An 18,517-nucleotide genomic window follows, 5' to 3' on the forward strand; every position below is an offset into this window, starting at 1 on the left:
TCACCCCCTTATGTAGTTTTAATCACTTGTTTTCCTTTACTAAACACCTTTTCTAATTTTAAAAATAGTTGTTCAATCGCAATCGAAAGGATCCAATAAATCACAGCTAAGGCAAGATAGATTTCTAAGGCATGCGTATTATAGTTCGCACCGATAATAAGCTCTGCTTTTCCCATGATATCGATCAGTCCGATTGTATAAGCTAAAGCCCCTTCTTTCATCAACTCAAGTAAGCTGTTACCAAAGTTCGGTAATGCGACGACAAAAGCCTGTGGAAAAATAATTCTTCTGTACGCTTGTGAAGGACTTAAACCTACACTTACTGCCGCCTCAAATTGCCCTTTGTCGATTGATTCATACGAGGTTCTAATTACCTCAGACATAGCAGCTGCAAATTGAAGCGAGAAGGTTATGACAACAAAGACTATCTTATCAACATCATTTAAGTTGACCCCAAAATTACCTGCAATGGCTGGAATCCCATAATACGTTAGAAATAGCAGAACAATGGACGGGGTACATCGTAATATGGTTGTATATCCATAGGCGATTTTCTTAGCAATCTTACTATTCCCTATTTTCATTGCTGCTAGAATGAAACCTAAGAGGGTCCCGAAAAGAACCGATAGACCAGCTACCAAAAATGTCACTTTAAGAAATGGAAGTAACATTGGTAATGATTCTACTATGTATGTAACATCAAAATACTTTTCCATGCTCTACCACCCTCTTCTTTTTCTTACATACAAAACCCGAGTGGCGTTAAAACTCCACCATTTACCGTGAAGGATTAATCCGATAGCACGCTATACTCGCCTAATCACAATGGCGGCGGTGCGTAGCTGGATTTTGTAATACTTTCTTAATAAAGTAAGTATATTTACAAGGTAGATTGTATATATTAATAAGTCGTGAAGCCTAAGTCCCCATGTCTGCAAACAAAAACTTGTCACTTCTTAATTAGTAAGATTTATTGGGCATCACACCCAACAACCTAAAATAAGAAAGTGACAAGTTTTAGTCTGAATGATTGAATTTTTTTTAAGACTATGTTCGATCACACTGTTATTATCTTTCTACAGTATCTAATACCTCGAACAAATCTCTACTATAGAATTCTGAACTTAACTCATTTGTCTTCTTTTCTTCTTTTAGCTTTTTAATTGCTTCATCATAAGCATCTGCAAATTCTTGTTCTTTTTTATTGAACAATGGCCAAGTTTTGATGACTGCGAACTCATTGTAAACAACGTCATTTACTAGATTATGATAAGGACCATCTTCAGCTGTTACTTGCTTTTCAAATGCACTCTCAATGATTACACCACCGTCTACACGACCTTCATTTACCCATTGAACCACGTCCACTGTAAATGCATCTCCAGCTTTCAATTTCACCTGATTATCTGGATTGGCTTTATTATATTCATCCACAATTGTATATTGCGCGTTGTTAGCGGCAATGGGTGCTAGCGAATAGCCAGCTGTTGCAAAATCTGATAGAGTTTTAATCTTTTCATTTTCTTTCGTTAACACAAGGCCTGCACTGCTCAACCCTATGAATTCTTTCGGAAAGATAAATTTCTCCGTTCTTTCCTGTGTCCAGAAAGCATTTTTAACACCTACTTGATATTTACCTTGTTCTACCCCTACTAATAAGTCGTCACTTGACGTTCCAACGTATTCGAATTCGTATTCTGGTAGTAATTCATCCACCAATTTCATAACTTCTACATCATATCCTGTTGCATTTCCGTTTTCATCTAACCAAGTCATTGGTTTTGACGCTTGGTCATAGGCTACTTTTACTTTTTTGACTTTTGAGTCATTGCCTGCTGTAGTGTCAGATTCTGTACCAGATGATGCATTTGATCCGCATCCCGCTAATAGAGTTACCACCGCTAAACCTGTTGCTACTATTTGTAAAAACTTTTTATTTTTCATAATATAAATCCCCTTTTTATCATTTGTTATATGATTGCTTGTTCTGTGGAAAAGGGGCGGGGCTTCGCAAGATCAGCTTCGCACCGCCACCTTCATAAAGTGATACAGTTTTTAGAACCTGAACCTTTTTCATCGTCGGGCTTCAGAGCAGACGCTCATCGATGTTTTTTATTCATGATCTTACTATTGCATCGAACTTTAGCTACAACATCGTTCTTCATAGCTAGTTAATTTTATATGAAGGTTTTGCCATACCTTTTGTCCGCACATAGCCGCACCACCTTTTACCGTTTAATTCATACTATTTAGGTGTGTAAAGTATGAAAATGAGTTATTTACATAATAGATTGATACTATTTGAAAGTCAATCGGTTATTTGAATTTTCTATAAAATGAAACTTCCATGAGTCCTAGATGTATAAGTTTTTACGAGATATTAAATTTAGAATGTTGATAAAGCTTTTTAAATTTATTGACAGTATAATTTTGCAAAGTTATCATTTAAACCAATAGGAATAATACGAATTAATCTATTTACATAGACAACTAATAAAAAACTTCGCCTTGACTACTTATCTAATGAGACCCAGCAGGAGGGAAAGCATGATTAATTTATTTATCAAAACTGACTTTCAAAACAAATGGTTACAAAAACTACATGACAAAGCAGCAACGTTTAAAAGTAAATCTGCACAAATTGATGAATTGGCAATGTTTCCGAAAGAAAATATTCAAGACTTAGTGAATATGGGGTACACAAGTCTTACGCTACCAAAAGCTTACGGTGGAGAAGGGATAACCGTTTATGACATGATCCTTTTTCAGGAAACACTGGCCAGTTTTGATGCGACCACAGGACTATCTATCGGCTGGAATCTGGGGGCTGTTGGAGAACTATTTGAGAAAAAACTTTGGAATGATGAGAACTTGTCCTTCTTTGCTGGGGAAGTTCAAAACGGTGCATTAGTGAATCGTTCTGTCAGTGAAGCGCAAACAGGAAGTCCAACTAGAGGTGGTCGCCCTGGAACAACCGCAGTCAAAAAAGATGGTTCTTGGGTTATTACTGGACGGAAAACGTTCACAACGATGTCTCCGGTATTAACGTATTTTCTTGTATCTGCATGGATTGAAGAACAACAAAAGGTTGGATTCTTTCTCCTTCATAAGGATTTAGAAGGACTAACCATTGATGAAACATGGGACGTAATTTCCATGAGAGGGACAGGTAGCCATGATCTTGTTCTTCAAAATGTTAAAGTTGATGATGCCAAACTTGTTGAGCTTCCCGAAACGCCAAGTGGAGGTCCAATCAATGGTTGGATTCTTCACATTCCGGCTTGTTATCTTGGAATTGCACAAGCCGCTCGTGACTACGCAGTACAATTTGCAAAATCTCACTCGCCAAATAGTCTAAACGGACCAATTAGCCAGCTACCGAATGTCCAACAACTTCTAGGAGAAATTGATTTAGAATTAATGAAAGCAAGACATTTCTTATATAGCGTTGCAGAGGCTTATGATGATGAAGCCCGAAGAGTTCATCTCACAAATGAGCTTGGGGCTGCTAAGCATATTGTTACAAATTCAGCGATTACGATTGTCGATAAAGCCATGCGGATTGTCGGTGCAAAAAGCCTTCAACGTACTAATCCTTTACAAAGATACTATCGAGATGTAAGAGCTGGACTGCACAATCCGCCAATGGATGACGCAACAATAAAAAGATTAGCACTATCCGCTATTGAACAAGATCAAGCTAATTTTAGTCAACATGTACCATCAAAATAACTAGTAGGAAGAGTCTGGTATCAGTTACATAATTGCTTTTGCAATTGGGGCCCCAGGCTCTTTTTTTAATGGATTCTGGCTTGCTAGTACAATCTGGTTTTTTCAGCGTTATCAGAAAAAGCATGCAATGGATACCTCACAGAAAACTGTTACATACGCTTAATCACTATTTTCACGCAAAAGTTATCCCCCTGATTCACTCGATTCAGAGGGATCTTTCTATTATTTTTTAATGGAAGGATCGATACTGGATTAAAGGACAGTATGACTAGCTGTTAAAAGATTTACTTTTATAGGGGTCCTACCGCATGTCCATCAAGCTAAGGCAAACCATTACTACCAACTTGGGAAACCTTGAATGATAAACAAATGACTTTTCATCAGCTTATTTGCCCTTGTCTTCTATTCGTATTTCTAATGAATGTAATGACGATAGCCAAAGTAATAATAAAGTAAATCGATAGTGCCCATAACGCTGTTCCGAGTCCCGCTTGCATTCTGCCGTTATAATAAAGCAACGCCCTCATTCCATCTACCATATATCTAGTAGGTAGAATGGAACTAAATATTCGATGAACAACTGGCAAGGTTGACAGAGGGATTGCTCCACCGCTTGAAAAAATCCCCATAATATTTACCGGGAACATCACCAACATTCCCCAACCACCGAATAACAGGGCAAGCGATTTAAATAAGAAGAACATGGTTATACAACAGAAAAAGGTGAACAAGAAAATAATCCGTATGCTAGTAGCATGGGAGCTTCCAAAAAATCCGAATACCGATGATTGCAATATAACTGAGACACAAAAGGATAAAATTGCACCAAATATCAATTCGGACGTCAGAATTTTTGATTCACTTAATGAAGATTCATTCTTTTTTAGAATACCGTTTCCCCTCATAAGATATCCATGAATCATATTTGCTCCCATGAGCCCTGTAATAGAAATAATAAGGGCCATCACGAATGGAGTCATTCCTTTATTTAGATTAACCGGAAGCCCCAGTACATTTTTCATAGTAAACTTAACAGGAGTATCTAATAGTAAGGCATTGTCAGGGGATAGAGTAATCCCTTTTTCATTTAATTCATTCTTAAAGTTCCTGCTGAGCGCCTCAGAAGTGGCAGAAGCAACTGCTTGAAATGTATTACTAGCAATCATAGATGCTGATTGACCAACCCCCTCATTTAATAAAATTTCTAACGTTGCTGCTTTCCCATTGTCATTGCCTGAAAGTAGTAATTCTTGTACTTGAGAAAGACCCTTTGAATAATTTGCAGGAATAATTAATGCACCATAAGCTTTGTCATTTTTTAAATCATTCAATGCTTCTTGCTTATTATTAGCGATTTCCCATTTAAAAGAATTTCCATTTTGCTTTTCTATAAGTTTTAATAAAATAGCGTCTCCCATATGGCCTCTATCTTCGTTCACAACGATTAAAGGAACATCTATTAAATTTTGATTCGCCCCACTAAAAACAGGTAAGTAAACACTTACCATAATGAACATGAGTAATGAAATTAACCAAATTGGAAACCAAGTAGAACTTAATTTGTATAATTGCTTCACGATTTCATCCCCCATATTTTGGATTCACTTATTTACAATTAGTTATGCGCAATATTGAATATGATTATTAAGGGTCCTACCGACAAAACGCGGAGATATACGCTAAGCAGATTTCAATCTAAAAAAAGTCGAATTCCTTACGCGTAAGGAACCGACTTTTTAGTTTGGCTTGTTAAAACTAGTTTGATTTTCTCTGTACTTTTAGTAAAAATGTTCTATAAGTGTCCCTTTAATGTAAACACATCTCCGTCATAAACTTTTATTACCTCATATATTCCGTCAGCGAATTGATCTAAAGAAGTTCAACAAAAAGGGCGTTAATCCTTATTGGATCAACACTCCCGTTCGTGTAGTAATATTCAACCTTATTTTTTTAGGATTGCTTTCATTAATAATGAAATCTGTTGCTCATCTGTATTTGAAATCTGTTCCAGTTGATTAACAATTAACTCTTGCCTCTTCAATGGATGGTTTTGACTTAACTTTGCTTTTCCTTCTATTTTGTTGATTTTTATTTTGAATCCTTGAACTCCCTTGTTCATACCAGCGAGAAACTCAGCATCTACATCTTGTAAACTGTATGAACTGTCAGGAGCTTCATACTTCAATACCATATCATCTAAGGAGTTCATTAACTCATGTTCATCCTCTAATAGTTCGACTTCTCCGTAAACATGAACAGTCACATAATTCCATGTTGGTACTGCTTTATTCGTCTCATACCAAGATGGGGAGATATAACAATGCGGACCATGAAAAATAGCTAAAACGGTTTGATTTTGGATATCTTTCGACTGAGGATTAGGACGAGCAAAATGTCCATATAAGTATGAATGATCCTTGTTCAAAATTAACGGTAAATGAGTAGCAAAAGGCTTTCCATTATGTTGAGAAAAAAGAGTCGCAAAACTATGTTCCTTCATAATGTCAAAAGCAAGTGTTTCGTCTTTAATTTTAAATTGTGCAGGAATATACATGTTTTTTTCTCCTCTCAGAATCATTTCTTATCATTAAATTTATTATTATTCTATAAGATAACCGTTTTTTATAACGATCCTCTTTATCAATCACAACTTCTTCATCTAATACAATTCGGTCATTCCATAATCTATATGCCATACGATTCATATCTTTTCATATTTAATTATTTAGCTATCCCAATTGAACAGACAGTTAGTTTTTCTCTAATACAGCTCCTTTTTTTGATACGGGAGCATTTTTGCCTAATATAACAGAAAAGACAACAATCACTGCTATTACAAGCGTGAAAAATGTGATGGATTCATCTAGAAATACTGTGGCAAATAGAATCATCAAAAATGGTTGTAAGTATTGAAGCTGACTAATTCTTGCTATTCCGCCCATAGCCATTCCGCTATACCAGGCAACATATGCTAGAAATTGACTCACCACTGCGAGATAAATAAAACTAATCCAAGCATGTATTGGGGCATAGAGCATTTCGGTTGTAAGGCTTAAGCCAACTGGAATAATAAAAAATGGAGCACCCATCATAATTGCCCAAGCAATCACTTGCCAGCTACCTAATTCTTTCGCTAATCTCCCACCTTCTGCGTAACTAAGTCCAAGTATAATCACTGCTGCGAGTAAAGCTAAATCAGCAAATTGCAATTGACCGAATCCAAGATGAAGGGCATACATAATAACAGCTAAAGAGCCGATTATACTGGAAATCCAGAATTTGCGAGAAGGGATTTCACCTGCCCTAAACATAGCAAATCCGACTGTTGCTAATGGTAACAGGGCTAATTCCACAGCTCCATGAGAAACAGGCAAGGATTCCATTGCCCAAGAAGTGAGAAGAGGAAACCCTAAAACTGCACCCACAGCAACAATAAGTAGACTTTTGAATTGGCGAGAAGAAGGGAGCTTTTCTTTTCGAACAATTAATACCACAGCTACTAAAATAGCAGCAACAACTGTTCTCCCTAAACCGACAACCGTAGTCCCAAAATACTCTACTGCAATACTTGTAGACGGAAGCGTTAGACTAAAACAAATGACACCGACTAATCCTAACAATAATCCAAATTTCTCTCTGGTTTCTCTTTGCATCTGTCCTACCCCTATCTCTTTATGTTGTATTACAGCTGTACCATTTTTTACTTTTCTTGAAAAATGGTTCTAATATAATTAAAATACTAATAGGTACACATTATAAAATAAACCATCCTTTCACCCATCTGTCCTGGTTCAGTTAAAGGAGAATCCATATATGAGCCCCAAATATATAAAAATAATGGAAGAAATTAAGCTTCGACTAGCAGATGGATCGCTCATCGCAGGTAGTAAACTCCCTTCTGTTCGTCAGTTATCTGAGTATTTTTCATGTAGCAAAAATACGGTCATTCAAGCTTACAGTGAACTAGAAAAAGAGCATTTAATTTATTCTGTTCCTAAAAGCGGCTACTATGTTGTAAATGAATTTCAAAATGCGAAGAATGAAAATGAGGTAATTGATTTCTTATCTGCTGGTCCAGATAAAAGCATTATGCCTTATGTTGAATTTCAACATTGTATGAATCAAGCAATTGAACAATATAAAGAAGAGCTTTTTACATACTCCGATCAACAAGGGCTGTACTCACTACGCGTACAGGTCGTGAAATATTTGCAGAATTTACAGGTGTTCACTCAACCTGAAAGAGTAGTCGTTGTATCTGGATCACAGCAAGCCCTTAATTTATTAGTTTCCATGCCATTTCCAAATGGCAAAGACAATATTCTAATTGAACAGCCTACTTATTTCGGCTTCATTGAGTCCATCAATCTACAACAAGCCAATACTTTTGGAATTGAGTTATCGATGGAAGGCATTGATCTTGATCGTCTGGAATACATTTTTCGAAATAATGATATAAAATTTTTCTATATTATTCCGAGATTTCACAATCCACTTGGACATTGTTACTCGAATAACGAAAAGAAAAAAATCGTTGAGTTAGCTGAAAAATACGATGTATATATAGTGGAAGATGATTTTTTAGGAGACCTTGATCCAAATGCAAAATCAGATCCTTTATTTTCTTTTGATCCTTCTGGGAGAGTCATTTATATTAAAAGCTTTTCGAAAATCTTTCTCCCAGGATTAAGGATTGCTACTGTCGTTCTTCCTACATTAATGATTAACAATTTTTTACGATATAAATTTAGTTCGGATTTTAATAGTTCAGCACTTTCTCAAGGTGCGCTAGAAATCTATTTAAAAAGTGGGATGTTTACTAGCCATCTCAAAAAAGTAAAAGAGGTCTACCGTACTAAAATGCAAACCCTAAAAGAAGCATGTGACTTATCGCTACCAGTTAATACTCATTTTTCTAAACCGACTTCCGGGTTCTATCTATCCATCAGTTTGCCCGAGCATGTGACAGCAAAACAGGTAGTTCATATGCTAAACGAGCAGCATATATATGTTGATGATGCCTCTAGAATGTTTTTACCAGAATATAAAAAGGAAAATCTCCTTCGATTAAGCATCTCTCAAGTGGACGAGAGTCAAATTAAACGAGGGGTAGAGCAATTGGCTCACTGCATTGCTTTAATTGACAGTAGAAAAAATCATATTGCTCCAAATAACTTTTTACTCTTTTAGTATAGGTAAGGGTAGCATCAGGACTCTGCATTTCCAACGCTAAGAAAGTATTCTCAAAACAGTTGTTTATGTGGCTAAGAATTTGAGGAATTATTTGAGGGAGATTTACTCTCCAAATCTCCAAACTTTTAAATAAAATCCTCCCACAGGATAGGAACACGTTCACTCCCTAGGTAAATTTTCATTTAAACCAGCGATTTCAAACTCGATCCATTTCCTACGCCCACTCAGAATATAGATAAAGTGAAACTTCAATCAGTGAGGGTTTTCTTCATTCCCCACTGATTGTTAATCCCGTTCTAGTGTCGCTAATACCTTCGCGCAGCAAAGATAAAGCGACACTACGAACCCGATTCAATGAATCACAGACTAGGTGCGCCGCGTCCTGCGGCAACGTCTGTGTGACCCACATCCTGTGGGCCTCAATTAAACCTTTGAAAAACACAAAGGGAAGTTTCACTATATCTCACCAATCGGACCTTTACGGGCAGTTTGTCCCCCCACCTATCTTCTTTGTTTGATAATTTAAAACAAAATTTGATAAACCCTGCATTAATATAGGGTTTTCTTTTGACCCTTAAACTCCAACTGTATTATTCAATTAAAGGGAGATTGTTGAAAAGTTATTTTTAATAGGAGGAATAACAATATTTATGAAGTGATCGCAGAATAATAATTATAGATATAGTTTAAAGCTATACCAAGAGATAGAATTCAGGTATTATGCTATATTGATTTACCAATGTCATACTTAACTTACATCTAATTAAGAAGAGAATCGTTTATTGTAATTACTTCTCTTCTTAGGTACATAATTATTTAAATTTTGTTTAACGCGAAGGGAGATTAAATATACTGAAAAAGTTAATAATTTCTGAATTATAATTTGTTTGCGGTTGATCCATGGGAGCATAACAAACGTATGAATGGGCTGTGAGATATCCAGACGTGGTAAATCGGGCTGCACCTCGGCTCTATAATTTTAAAGATTAACAAAACTATCAAGTGGTGGAATATTTAAAATTAATTAACAATTATTGTGTCGAACAATAGAATTGTTATATCCTTAAACAAAGTTTTCAACTATGAATTATAGGATATATTAACTTAGTGTTTTATAATCGTTTTGTATTTCATGGGGCTAAAGCGAATTATGAAATTTATTGTATGGAATACAAGAATGAGTAGATTAATAAATAAGGTGGCTATTATTACTGAAGCTGCGAATGGGCGAGGTAGAGAAGACGCTATTTTATTTGCAAAACATGGGGCAAAAATAGTAGCTACAAATATTAATCAAGAAGGTCTTAATGAAACAATTAAATTAATTAGCTACCGTAATGTCAAATCTTAAATATCTAACTAGGAGGATTTATTCAATGACACATTTTAAACCAGAAACTCTATTATTACATGGTGGGCAACAGCCTGATCCTGTAACAGGAGCAATCGCTGTACCGATTTACCGTACAACGGCTTATGAGTTCCAAGATACTGCCCATGCGCAACGTCTTTTCGCATTACAGGAACCAGGTAATGTTTATTCACGTATTATGAATCCAACAGTGGACGTATTTGAAAAACGTGTAGCATTATTAGAAAAAGGAACTGCTGCAGTAGCACTTTCATCAGGGATGGCTGCAATCGCATTTTCTATTTTAAACATTACTAGAGCAGGCGATGAAATCGTTGCAGCTGGCTCACTTTACGGCGGTACATATAATTTATTCGCGAACACATTACCTAATTATGGTATTAAAACAACATTCGTGGATGAAACAAATCCAGAAAACTTCCGTGCAGCAATTACGGAAAAAACAAAAGCTATTTATGCAGAAGCAGTTGGTAACCCAAGTTTAAATATTTTAGATATTGAAGCAGTAGCAAATATTGCACATGAGTATGGCTTACCGTTAATTATCGATAATACTTTTCCATCACCATATGGCTCAAACCCAATTGACTTTGGAGCAGATGTAGTCGTACATTCAGCAACAAAATGGATTGGCGGACATGGTACAACAATTGGTGGGGTAGTTGTAGATGCGGGTAAATTTGACTGGACACAAGGCCGTTTCCCCGGCTTTACAGAACCAGATAAATCCTACCATGGTTTACGTTATGGAATAGACACAGCGGATGCTGCATTTGCCACAAAACTGCGTGTTCAATTATTACGTGATTTCGGTCCAACATTAAGTGCGGATGCAGCATTTAATTTCCTACAAGGTTTAGAAACCCTTCATTTGCGTGTTACCAAACAAAACGATAATGCACTGAAAGTGGCTGAATATTTACAAGATCACCCATCGGTGGAATATGTAAACTATAATGCTTTTGAAAAATTCCCATCACATAAACTTGCCAACAAATACTTGAAAAATGGCTACGGCTCTATCTTGACATTTGGCATTAAGGGTGGTCGTGAAGCAGGTAGTCGCTTAATTGATAGCGTAGAGTTATTCTCACATGTAGCAAACGTAGGGGATGCAAGATCGTTAATTATCCACCCGGCTTCTACGACCCATCAACAATTATCTGCTGAAGAATTAAAAGTTGCAGGCGTATTTGAAGAGCTCATTCGCTTATCTATTGGCCTAGAAGCAGTAGAAGATATTATTTCTGATTTAGATCAAGCAATTGTAAAAGCACAACAGGTATTAATACTATAGATAATAGACTTTATTAATATTTTGTTAAATATAACAAGCCCTAGCTTTAGTATGATTTTAATGTCGGTTCTTTGATGAAATGAAAATAGAGCCGACCCTTAGTAGATATATATGGTGACCCCAGTTACTAGATTGCATTCTATTACAAATAATGAAAAAAATAAAGAAAGTTTCATCAACTAAGATATATATTAGGAGGAATTAATGATGAGTAATGATGGATTATATAATAAGTCTTATTTCAATCGCCTTGGAGAATTAAGCGACCTAGCACCAGATGTATTCAAAGCCTTTGTACAATTTGACAAACTTGCGTTATCAGAAGGGAAATTAACAAAAAAGTTAAAAGAATTAATCGCCATTGCCGTAGCTCATACAACAGGGTGTCCATACTGCATCGAGGTTCATGTAAAAAACGGAAAATCACAAGATATTTCTAAGAAAGAACTGTCAGAAGCGATTTTAGTTGCCACTGCATTAAAAGCAGGTTCAGCACTAGCTCATGGTGTAAATGCTTTAAACGCTTATGATGGAAATGGTGACGAAGATTTATACAAAGCCTCTTACTTTAGCAGATTAAAAGAATTCTCAAAACTAAATGGAGATATTTTTAGCTCATTTGTTGATTTTGATCAAAAATCAATGAAAGAAGGAAGATTAAGCGTTAAAGAAAAGGAATTAATCGCCGTTGCAGTTGCTCACACAACAGGATGCCCATATTGTATTGACGTTCATACAAAAGGAGCAAAGCGTGCAAATGCAACTAAAGAAGAAGTCGCTGAATCCATTATGGTCGCAACAGCTTTAAAAGCAGGTTCAGCATTGGCTCACAGTGTTAATGCTTTAAATGCATTTGATTCAGAAAATTCATATTAATCGTTCCTATCATGTACATTCGTTTATTAGAGTGATATAGAGGGTTAGATCTGCATAAAAAAAGCAGCTTTTAATCAGGAAATAATTAATGCCAGGAAAAACACCTAAGGTCTACTTAGAAAGACAGTGATCATAAATTAAAAAGTTAGGAACTAATAACATGACAAAAAAAAGAATTTATTTAAATGCATTTGATATGAATTGTGCTGGACTTTATTCACCAGGATTATGGACGCATCCTAATGATAAATCCTCAACCTATAAAGATACTGATTATTGGACACATTTGGCTAAAGTATTAGAAAAGGGGCGATTTGATGCTATTTTTCTAGCAGATGTTTTAGGGATATATGATGTTTATCAAGGCTCACGTGATGCAGCAATTCGACAAGGGGCCCAAGTCCCAGTTAACGACCCTGCTTTTGTAGTTCCTATTATGGCTCAAGTGACAAAACATTTAGGTTTTGGTTTAACAGTTTCTACAAGTTATGAACATCCATACATTTTCGCAAGACGTATGTCGACACTAGACCATTTAACGAAAGGTCGTATAGGTTGGAATGTTGTTACTTCTTATTTAAATAGTGCTGCTGTGAATACCGGGTTAGATCAGCAAATAAGTCATAGTGAACGCTATGAAATTGCGGATGAATATATGGAAGTAGTTTATAAACTGTGGGAGGGTAGTTGGGAAGAAGATGCTGTTCTCGTAGACAAGGAAAGAAAAATATATGCAGATCCGGAAAAAGTACATGACATTAGACATGACGGAAAATACTTTAATGTTCCTGGAGCACATTTAAGTGAGCCTTCTCCTCAAAGAACACCAGTTATTTTTCAGGCTGGAGCTTCAAGCCGAGGAAAAAAGTTTGCAGCTAAACATGCTGAGCTTGTATTTATTAGTGCTCCGACAGCAGAAATTACGAAAAAAACTGTAGATTCCATACGAGAAGAAGCAAAACGTGCCGGACGTAATCCAAATGAAATCAAAATCCTTTCATCACTTACACCAATATTAGGTCGCACACAGAAAGAAGCAGAAGAAAAATTTGAGGACTACAAAAAACATATAAGTTACGAAGGCGCTTTGGCACTATTAGGTGGATGGACGGGCATTGACTTTTCAGCATATGACCCAGATGACAAAATTGAATATGTAGATAATGATGCAATGAGGTCTGTAGTTGAAAACTTTACAAAAGTTGATCCGAATAAACAATGGACAGTAAGAGAATTAGCTAATTTCGTAGGTATTGGTTCTGTCGGTCATGTTGAAGTAGGTACGCCAGAAAAAGTCGCAGATACAATGGAAAAGTGGATCGATGAAGTTGGGATTGATGGATTTAATATTTCTTATGCAATCACACCTGGAACCTTTGAAGAATTTGTGGATGGCGTCGTTCCTATTTTACAAGAGCGTGGCCTCGTAAGAAAAGAGTACGAAGAAGGTACTTTCCGTAACAATCTGTTTGGATATGACCGTTTACCAGACCATCATACTGCAGCTCAATATCGAGAGATTCACTCGAAAATAGAAGTATAAGAATGTGTATAGAGAATTAGAATAAGCATTTTATTAAGCCATACAAATGAAAATAGCGGGGATTACAGTTTTCTACCATAATCCCCTCTTAAATTAACTTTTTAATAGTAAGAATATTATTTCCTCGGAGGATTATTTAAATGCTCGATATCATTAGTAAAAGAAAAAATATCATATTTTTAATTTACTACTCTTTAATAACTATTTGTATGACATTCCCAGGACTATTTGATTTGGCCAATAAAATCGAGCCGTGGACCCTCGGATTACCGTTTGCACTATTTTATCTTTTTTTATGTATTGCTCTTTTATGTACAGGGCTAGGTATACAATTTTTTATTGAGAGTAAATTAGGTGAACTAGATATTGAAGTTACGCCGATAGATCATAGTAACGTTAGTGGTGGTGAGAAACGTTGAATATAATTCCTTTATTAATGATTTTTCTTTTCTTTGCAGTTATGCTATTCATCATTCGGAAAAATTTAGGTGTTCGTTCTTTTGAAGATTATGCAACAGCAAACCGGTCTTTTGGTTTTTTTGCTTTAACCTTTTCAGTTTTAGCAACATGGGTTGTTGGAGCTATGTATACGGCTTGGGCGGGAATGGCTATCACTTATGGATATACCGCTTTATATTGTGCAGCATATGCAATAATAACAATGATTGTCATGTATTACGTTGCACCCAAAACATATATATGGGGGGCGAAGTATGGAATTAAAACTCAATCTGAATTATTAGGATTTAGGTATCAAAGTAAGTCTATACAAATGCTGACTGGAATTTGGGGTATTGTATTTACGATTCCTTGGCTGATAGTTGAAATAGTAACTCAGGGGTATGTTTTTGCATATGCTACCGATGGCCTGATTAGTCAGTTTTGGGGTATGGTCATAGGAATAGTAGTAGTTACTGTATTTGTTTCACTGGGTGGTATGAGGTCCGTAATAACAGCGAATGTTTTTCAGGGTTTATTATTAATATTTGGTGGTACTGCCTTGATGATTTACTTCGTATATAAATATTTTGGTGGGTTTGCGTCAGGATTTGAAATGGTAGCTAATGAGTATCCTGAGATGCTTACTTATCCTGGTCCTAGTTGGGACCCACCAACTCCATATTGGACATCAATTGTGATTTTAAGCGGTTTAGGTGGGTTTTTATGGCCATGGGCATACAATAAGTTATTTGCAAGTGATAGCATACGGACAATAAAGGTTTCTGCTTTGCTCGCACCAATTATATATGCAATATTCTTTTCTATTTTTGTCATTACTGCTATATTTATTCATTCTTACGATCAAGCTCTTTCTGATGTGCAAGGTGCTTTTTTATGGATAGCTAGTGAATCCGGTCCTATAGCACTCGGATCGCTAGGTGTAGTAATTATGGCAAGTAGTGTTGGAACCGTTAGTGGTATACTACAGGCAATTAGCACAACTGTGTCGAGAGATATGGCACAAGTAATAAATAGTAACATTTCAGATAAAAGAGCAGTAAATATAGCAAGGATATCTGTTGTTGTTATTTCACTTATTTCTTTACTTTTCGGTACCGCTGATTTAGGGTTAATGGTTTTTCTTGCGTTATTCACTTATGATGGAATAACCTTGCTTTTTCCAGTTGTTATTTTGGGATTGTTCTGGAAACGCGCTAATAAAGAAGGAGCAATAATAGGCTTGATTGCAGGTACGGCATTATCTATGTTCCTTCGATTCTTTAATCCAATCTTTATTGATAGTTGGGGTTGGCAGCCGGGTGTTTATGGCTTAATTCTAAGCTTTATCATAATGATAGTTGCCGGATATATGAAAAGCCCAAGTGTTTTTGTGGAAAAATTATGGGAAGACACAGAGGTCACCTACACAAAAAATGTAAGCGATCCTTCATCAAAGCCAAATTCCGTTGTTTTATAAAAATAACAAACATATTTCAAAATAAAGAGATTAAGATGAGAATAATTATTTAAGTTTCGATCAACTTTTTATAAAGAATGAACCAATTGAAATATATTAAAAGTGTGTTTTGATCAATCTTCTTTCAAAACACGTTTTTTCTATTTGCTCTTTTAACAAGGTTTATATGGTTAAATTAATGACTCAACACCAAAGTAAATCTGTTCTTGACCAATAAAAAAATACAAAAAACATCTGTATCCTCTATAGTTGAAAGTACCGCCCAACAACAAGCGAGGTTTACAGATGCACTCTCATTTTACCAGTATAGAATGAACTTAGGTGCTTCCTGTGAGCCTGTTAGCCGTTCATATGCCTGTAACATATCATGGACTTTCATATTTGCTAGTCTTCTCATCTACTTACCTTATTTCTTCAAACACGGGGGTATTTGTCCGTCTACATTCACTTCTGAGAAATCCTTGTCCAAATAATCAGGATTGAAAGGTAACCCTAGGCCATAATTCTTTTTACTGCCCCTGTAAGAAAACTAGTTTCATGCTCTTTGTTTCGTCCTGTTTCGGTCAATTGTTTTAATTGTTTTAATTTTTTTAATGAAATAATAATGTTTGTAAAGGGCGCTCACTACCAACAGGATTTTCACTAACAGGATGTCCACATAAAATACAGAAATTACGATGAAGAAATCGGCAATTAAATTGATTCTGATTTTCTCTTTTCGAGTCATCCCTTTTTTTTGTAGGAATGCTTCAACGTATTTCTCATATAATGAGGTGCTTTTGAACCAGTTTTCAATCGACTTGGAACTTTTTGCAAAGCAAAAAGCAGCGAATAAATAAAACGGACCACCCGGTAGAACAGGTAACACAGTCCCTGCAACCCCAATCACAAGGGATATAAATCCAAGAAACAAAAACAGGATACTTTTTACTTTTTTAATTGTAATCACCTTTTTTATTTATATTCTACTCCCTTATAACGTAAAGAGATAGTCCAATTGATTCAACATCACTGATTAGTATCTTACCATTTTCTTATTGAACTAACCTGCACCGATAGTACAAGAAGCGACTACCATTGTTTCACAATTGCCCCTATTAGTTAAATATGTCATTGCTCTTTTGTTACTGAGTATCATCTGTACTATGGGCATTTTCCTCACCTATAACTATACTATAAGAAATATTAAGTTTATCCCAAACCCAAGCTTGAAAAATTTCGTCTATTACTTTATTTAGTTCTGTATCATCCATATCCTCGTCAATACCTAATTTCTCAAAAGGTATAAATTGTAACTTTGAATTGATATATAAACGAAAAGGATACCTAAAATGAAAAAAGAGATGCTCAAACCTTTCTTTTTCAAAATGAATTGTTCAACACTATTTAAAATAATAATTAAAGCAAAAATAATTTGAAATAGTCCATTATAGAGATAATTAATGCTATTAGTAGTAAAGGAATAAACCACTAATAATGGAATAAGCAAAATAAACTGGATAATTACTATTTTTTTAATTCTGTCTTTAAATATTCTGTTTATAAATTGGCTCATGATAGGTATCAAATTATTCTCCTTAAATATTTTCTTAACTCTATAATAATTTTACCATTTATTCCTCTTATATTTAATCCCTAAAAACTACCGATTCTACTTAAGCTAACCTGCTTACTTTAGTTGAAGAAGGGATTTTTCTGAATGTATGATTTTGCATATTTTCACACATTGAAAAGACCACCAAAAGGGTCTTCTTCTTGAACTGATGTCACCCATTAGCTTAATAAGCTAGATTAAAAAACTCCTCTTATTTTATTTCAAGAAAAGTTTACATAATCACCCTTATCGGCAATAAAAAAAAGGATCTTCCCGTCGAAGATCCTTTTAGCTGCTTGTTGAACTAAAGCACCCGATAGTTTAAGTGTAATAATTCACAAATCTACCTAGTTTCCATTCTGAAGAATAGCATTAAGCTTCTATAGATAAATCTATCCAAATTGTATCCCATTTTTTCTCCTGCATACGTTCAGTATATATTGAACGTAACTCGCTTTCATTTTGATAGTATGGAGTAGGTTTAACAATCTTTTCAAACAAATCCTCTAGTCCATATGGAGCCATTATTTTAAGTTCACTATTACACATTTTCACAGCTATTGCAGTAGGTATTTCTGTAAAATGAGCAACGCCATCAAAGGAAGAATTATAAGGCTCAAATCCATTTTTCAAATGCATTCTTGCTTGATTTTTTACTGACCAAGGCTGGTTAGGCACTATAATTTCTAATTTTTTTTCTAAATCTTTTTCTGTTTCCCACGATGTATCCGTGCTATCGAAATAAATAACATCAATGTCATTTATTGGTGTATTAATGTTGTGTAAAACGTCCCATACTTTATTTCTAATGAGTCCCGCAGAAATCCAAGCATCATTTAAATTTAACTTTTCAACGGCTTTTAATAAAGATATTATGTAGTCGTCATTTTTTATAATTTCTATCAACCGATTTTCGTAATTGGTCACATTAATTCTCCTTTATTCATACTTACTTTTTTTTGAACATTATACCGTAAAACTTTTTGTGAATT

At 35.3% G+C, this 18,517-nt stretch carries 16 protein-coding genes; 8 read left to right on the plus strand and 8 right to left on the minus strand.

What is annotated here, in order from left to right; translation table 11 throughout:
- Positions 1-8: 8 nt before the first annotated feature.
- Both JNUCC23_RS18275 and JNUCC23_RS18280 read right to left on the minus strand, forming a co-directional pair.
- Entirely contained in the window at positions 9-716 is a 708-nt protein-coding gene (locus JNUCC23_RS18275; protein ID WP_403068200.1) for an amino acid ABC transporter permease, read from the minus strand.
- Between the two features lie 352 nt (positions 717-1,068).
- A complete protein-coding gene (locus JNUCC23_RS18280) occupies positions 1,069-1,944 on the minus strand; it encodes a transporter substrate-binding domain-containing protein (protein WP_403068197.1) in 876 nt (291 codons plus the stop codon).
- 603 nt (positions 1,945-2,547) lie between these two features.
- Here JNUCC23_RS18280 and JNUCC23_RS18285 point away from each other — a divergent pair.
- The gene (locus JNUCC23_RS18285) at positions 2,548-3,732 is read left to right on the plus strand and encodes an acyl-CoA dehydrogenase family protein (protein WP_403068194.1); all 1,185 of its coding nucleotides are present in this window, start codon (positions 2,548-2,550) and stop codon (positions 3,730-3,732) included.
- A gap of 380 nt (positions 3,733-4,112) precedes the next feature.
- On the opposite strand, the gene JNUCC23_RS18290 is transcribed toward JNUCC23_RS18285, so the two are convergent.
- From JNUCC23_RS18290 to JNUCC23_RS18300, 3 genes are all read right to left on the minus strand, one after another.
- Positions 4,113-5,309 (minus strand): ABC transporter permease, encoded by a 1,197-nt coding sequence (locus tag JNUCC23_RS18290; RefSeq protein WP_454212865.1) that lies wholly within the window; start codon positions 5,307-5,309, stop codon positions 4,113-4,115.
- A gap of 365 nt (positions 5,310-5,674) precedes the next feature.
- Positions 5,675-6,286: an FMN-binding negative transcriptional regulator gene (locus JNUCC23_RS18295; RefSeq protein WP_454212867.1), complete on the minus strand. Its 612-nt coding sequence runs from the start codon at positions 6,284-6,286 to the stop codon at positions 5,675-5,677.
- A gap of 196 nt (positions 6,287-6,482) precedes the next feature.
- Positions 6,483-7,385, minus strand: coding sequence for a DMT family transporter (locus JNUCC23_RS18300; RefSeq protein WP_454212869.1), 903 nt, complete (start codon positions 7,383-7,385; stop codon positions 6,483-6,485).
- Positions 7,386-7,545: 160 nt separating this feature from the next.
- Between JNUCC23_RS18300 and JNUCC23_RS18305 the strand changes: the two genes are divergently transcribed.
- The 7 genes from JNUCC23_RS18305 (at position 7,546) to JNUCC23_RS18335 (ending at position 15,931) form a co-directional block, all read left to right on the plus strand.
- On the plus strand, positions 7,546-8,922 hold the full coding sequence (locus JNUCC23_RS18305) for an aminotransferase-like domain-containing protein (protein ID WP_454212871.1): 1,377 nt from the start codon (positions 7,546-7,548) through the stop codon (positions 8,920-8,922).
- A gap of 1,153 nt (positions 8,923-10,075) precedes the next feature.
- Positions 10,076-10,276 carry a hypothetical protein gene (locus tag JNUCC23_RS18310; RefSeq protein ID WP_157279343.1) on the plus strand — a complete coding sequence of 67 codons (201 nt, stop codon included), beginning with the start codon at positions 10,076-10,078 and terminating at the stop codon, positions 10,274-10,276.
- 25 nt (positions 10,277-10,301) lie between these two features.
- Positions 10,302-11,594: an O-acetylhomoserine aminocarboxypropyltransferase/cysteine synthase family protein gene (locus tag JNUCC23_RS18315; RefSeq protein ID WP_454212873.1), complete on the plus strand. Its 1,293-nt coding sequence runs from the start codon at positions 10,302-10,304 to the stop codon at positions 11,592-11,594.
- A gap of 207 nt (positions 11,595-11,801) precedes the next feature.
- Entirely contained in the window at positions 11,802-12,470 is a 669-nt protein-coding gene (locus JNUCC23_RS18320) for a carboxymuconolactone decarboxylase family protein (RefSeq protein ID WP_454212875.1), read from the plus strand.
- 160 nt (positions 12,471-12,630) lie between these two features.
- Positions 12,631-14,013 (plus strand): LLM class flavin-dependent oxidoreductase, encoded by a 1,383-nt coding sequence (locus JNUCC23_RS18325; protein ID WP_454212877.1) that lies wholly within the window; start codon positions 12,631-12,633, stop codon positions 14,011-14,013.
- Positions 14,014-14,153: 140 nt separating this feature from the next.
- Complete coding sequence (locus JNUCC23_RS18330; protein ID WP_062175919.1) at positions 14,154-14,432, plus strand: hypothetical protein; 279 nt, start codon at positions 14,154-14,156, stop codon at positions 14,430-14,432.
- Entirely contained in the window at positions 14,429-15,931 is a 1,503-nt protein-coding gene (locus JNUCC23_RS18335; protein WP_454212879.1) for a sodium:solute symporter family protein, read from the plus strand. Before JNUCC23_RS18330 ends, JNUCC23_RS18335 begins: the two co-directional genes overlap by 4 nt.
- 535 nt (positions 15,932-16,466) lie before the next feature.
- On the opposite strand, the gene JNUCC23_RS18340 is transcribed toward JNUCC23_RS18335, so the two are convergent.
- The 3 genes from JNUCC23_RS18340 to JNUCC23_RS18350 form a co-directional block, all read right to left on the minus strand.
- Positions 16,467-16,880: a YbaN family protein gene (locus tag JNUCC23_RS18340; protein ID WP_403068169.1), complete on the minus strand. Its 414-nt coding sequence runs from the start codon at positions 16,878-16,880 to the stop codon at positions 16,467-16,469.
- A gap of 175 nt (positions 16,881-17,055) precedes the next feature.
- On the minus strand, positions 17,056-17,184 hold the full coding sequence (locus JNUCC23_RS18345) for a hypothetical protein (protein ID WP_403068166.1): 129 nt from the start codon (positions 17,182-17,184) through the stop codon (positions 17,056-17,058).
- A gap of 713 nt (positions 17,185-17,897) precedes the next feature.
- Entirely contained in the window at positions 17,898-18,452 is a 555-nt protein-coding gene (locus tag JNUCC23_RS18350; RefSeq protein ID WP_403068163.1) for a nucleotidyltransferase family protein, read from the minus strand.
- Positions 18,453-18,517 lie beyond the last annotated feature (65 nt).

It is taken from the genome of Peribacillus sp. JNUCC 23 (assembly GCF_053653995.1).